This is a genomic window from Sulfuricurvum sp. PD_MW2 (genome assembly GCF_002633015.1).
GTDB lineage: Bacteria > Campylobacterota > Campylobacteria > Campylobacterales > Sulfurimonadaceae > Sulfuricurvum.
Genome location: NZ_NSIU01000049.1, coordinates 1 through 3572, shown reverse-complemented (window position 1 = coordinate 3572; position 3572 = coordinate 1). Strand labels below are relative to the sequence as shown.

Below are 3572 nucleotides of genomic sequence, written 5' to 3'. Positions count from 1 at the left end.
GTTTTATACAAGAAGGTATGCTAAAAGAGTATTTTTATAAAAATGGAGAATATTCAGATGTTTTAATTATGGGTAAATTAAAATAGTCAGCATACAATGAGGCAATCAATAAAATTTGGAGAGGGTGAAAATAGTACTTCTCAAGAGAATCAAATTTTCATCTCAGACAATACGCTAAGGCATTATCATTACCTCATGTTTTTTGATTCACGAGGATTAGCCACGGACAATAATAAAATAGAAAATTCGTATCTCTACCGATTCAAGCGACTTCTCGATATTCATAATCTAAGCTATCTAATCATTTCAAAACCAAAAAATTTGACGCTATTCGCAACACTGTATAATTTTTTACTATTGAATGAAAATTTTACCTTCAACACTCTCGTAACCAATATTGGCTACGTCGATCTCACCCCTAAAAAGCAGGATTATTTGGATGATGCATTGATTCAAATCAAGCAATTTAGCAATACCCAAAATGTTATTCATCAACATGAAAAATATCCATTAAATAATGGTAACATTGAAGTTCTACAAAGTATTGAGTATCAAGAAAACTATCTAATAGAATTAAATTCACTGCTGAATAAAAAATTTAAAAAAAAATACTTTATTAATACTCCTGCTATCTCTAAAGATATTCAAATTGAACGCAGCCGGCCGGATTCATTTTTCCAGCAACTTCATAAAACCAATGAATTAATATTCTTTATGGTAAATTTCTCTCAAACAAAAAATAGATTAATTGATATCCATAATATTACATACACATATGACGCAGTTCACTATACAGACGAAGGTCATAAAATGATTTTTGACATTTTACAAGAAAGTATAAAATTATGATAATTGCCGTAACCTCTCCCTCTTTTTCTAAAAACGCTATGCTCAGAGATGAGCTTTCTAAGTCTTTTCCTGATGTAAGATTTAATGACGAGGGGATACGATTCAATAACAATGAGTTACTAGAATTTATAAAACCGGCGAATGGAATAATAGTAGGTCTTGAATCAATAGACGATACTATTTTAAGTGCATGCCCTAGCTTAAAAATGATTTCAAAATATGGAGTTGGTCTCAATAATATTGATCTCGATGCCTGTCAACGCAGAAGCATTCATATCGGATGGACGGGAGGAGTAAACCGTTTAAGTGTCGCCGAAATGACCCTTGGCTATATGCTGATGCTCTGCCGCAATCTTTACGTCACCTCCAATGAACTTAAAAATGGCATATGGAATAAGTCAGGTGGGTTTCAGCTTAGTGGGAAAACCGTAGGAATTATCGGCGTCGGGTATATTGGAAAAGAACTCATTCGACTTTTGCAGCCATTTGGATGTACTATTTTAGTCAATGACATTATCGATCAAAGGGATTATTACACCCAAAACAACCTCATCGATGTAAGCAAAGAAGAGCTGTATGCACGATCCGATATCGTAACAATTCATACCCCATTGGATAGTAGTACAGAGGGAATAATTGACCTCAAAGTATTTCAAAAGATGAAATCTGGTGCATTTATTATAAATAGTGCACGCGGCGGAATTATTCATGAAAGTGATTTAAAATATGCATTAAAAAACGGTATGATTGCGGGAGCAGCAATCGATGCGTATATTGAAGAGCCTCCGACAGACTTGGAATTACTACAGCTTCCTAATCTTATTTGTACCCCCCATATTGGAGGCAATGCAGTTGAAGCCGTTGAAGGAATGGGGCTCAGCGCTATCAATCATTTAAGAAAGTATTTCAACCTATGAAAAAAGTAGTTATTTTTGGCGGAAGCGGTTTTCTAGGTAGCTACGTCGCAGATGAATTAAGTCGGCGCGGTTATGACGTCATTATAGCCGATATTTCACCTTCACCCTATTTGCAGCCTTCACAAACTTTTCTTAAAGTAAATATTATGGAAAGTTTGGAGATAGAAAAAGCCATTGTCGGAGCCGATATTATTTATAATTTTGTTGCAATAGCTAATATTGATGAAGCAATTCATAAACCTGTCCAGACTATGACGATCAATGTAATGGGACATCTAAATATTCTCGAAGCATGCCGTCAAAATGGCAAAATCGATCGATTTATTTATGCGAGCAGTGCATACGCACTTAGCAGTGATGGTTCTTTTTATGGCATTAGTAAGCACTCATCCGAAAAATTGACCGAAGAATACTATAAGCGTTACGGGCTGAAATACACTGTAATACGTTACGGTTCTCTGTACGGAGAGCGAGCCAGTCATAATAACTACATCTACAATCTCCTCAAAGAAGCTCTTACGACTAAACAGCTTCATTATAAAGGAGACGGACAAGATTTAAGAGAATATATTCATGCGGCTGATGCTGCAAAACTTTCAGTAAATATCATTGAAGATGCTCAGTACGAAAATGAGCATATTATTTTGACTGGCATTGAAAAATTAAAACGGATTGAACTCTTAACAATGATTAATGAAATCATGCGTAATGAACTTACAATTAACCAACTCTCAACGGGCAATATGGGACATTACAGAATTACACCGTATACCTTTCATCCTACGGCTGCTAAAAAATTAGTCGCTAATCCCTATATCGATTTAGGACAGGGGCTGCTGGAATGTATCCAAACCATACACTGTGAGTTTCAAAATAAATGATTTTTCTCTCTTATTTGCTCAATGAACAGACACCGTCTTATGGAAACCGAAACAATTTTGTAATACGAAAACAAAATTCAATTGCGGAAGGCGGGACTGCAAATGATAGTATAATTAAAACAACTGCTCACATAGGAACGCATCTGGATATGCCTTATCATTTTTATGAAGAAGGACAAACAATCGAGTCATTTAATGCTGATTTTTTTACTTTTAAAAAAATTTTATTTCTAGAAATAGAACCAAAAGCGCATGTAATTAAAGAAGAACTGTTAGAAAAACTTAATACCATCAAAGATATTGGGTATGAACTATTACTAGTCAAAACAGGCTTATGCCATATTCGTGAAACTAAACAATACTGGGAAAAAAATAATGGTTTTCACCCAGATATCTATGATTTTCTAATAAAACACTTTAAAGAGATTCGTATGTTTGGGTTTGATTCTATTTCAGTTTCAAGTTTTCAAGAGCGCTCTACTGGAAAAGAGGCACATAAACGGTTTTTAAATCCAGAACAACCCATTTTACTTCTCGAAGATATGGATTTACGTGACATCGATACGTCAAGCGTATTTACCTCAATAATCGTTGCACCCTTACGCATTGCACGAAGCGATGGTATCCCATGCACTGTAATAGCCAAACTGCTATGATTAAAAATATTCTTTTTGATTTTGACGGTGTTATACTTGATAGCATGAAAATTAAAGGCGATGGTTTTAAAGAATTATTTAAAGATTACTCTGAAGAAAACATCAAAATACTTGAAGCCTATCACTATGCAAACGGAGGGACTTCCCGATTTGAAAAAATTGAATATTTTTTTCAAAAGATTCTAAATAAAGAAATTACTCAAAATGAAATACTCCATTTGGCTGATCAATTTGGAAAGATTATTGAAAGTAAAATATTTGATCAAAAT

General features: G+C 34.3%; 4 protein-coding genes and 1 pseudogene. All 5 read left to right on the top strand.

The features are described from left to right. Nucleotides 1-96: 96 nt before the first annotated feature. Nucleotides 97-849 carry a hypothetical protein gene (locus CJD30_RS11410; protein ID WP_294919240.1) on the top strand — a complete coding sequence of 251 codons (753 nt, stop codon included), beginning with the start codon at nucleotides 97-99 and terminating at the stop codon, nucleotides 847-849. Continuing rightward, nucleotides 846-1766: a phosphoglycerate dehydrogenase gene (locus CJD30_RS11405; protein ID WP_294919237.1), complete on the top strand. Its 921-nt coding sequence runs from the start codon at nucleotides 846-848 to the stop codon at nucleotides 1764-1766. The genes CJD30_RS11410 and CJD30_RS11405 overlap by 4 nt, the downstream gene beginning before the upstream one ends. Then, the gene (locus CJD30_RS11400; RefSeq protein ID WP_294919234.1) at nucleotides 1763-2647 is read left to right on the top strand and encodes an NAD(P)-dependent oxidoreductase; all 885 of its coding nucleotides are present in this window, start codon (nucleotides 1763-1765) and stop codon (nucleotides 2645-2647) included. The genes CJD30_RS11405 and CJD30_RS11400 overlap by 4 nt, the downstream gene beginning before the upstream one ends. Next, nucleotides 2644-3303, top strand: a complete 660-nt coding sequence (locus tag CJD30_RS11395; protein WP_294919231.1) for a cyclase family protein — start codon at nucleotides 2644-2646, stop codon at nucleotides 3301-3303. The genes CJD30_RS11400 and CJD30_RS11395 overlap by 4 nt, the downstream gene beginning before the upstream one ends. After that, nucleotides 3300-3572 (top strand): annotated as a pseudogene (locus CJD30_RS11390) (HAD family hydrolase); the annotation flags it as partial. The gene CJD30_RS11395 and the pseudogene CJD30_RS11390, both read left to right, overlap by 4 nt.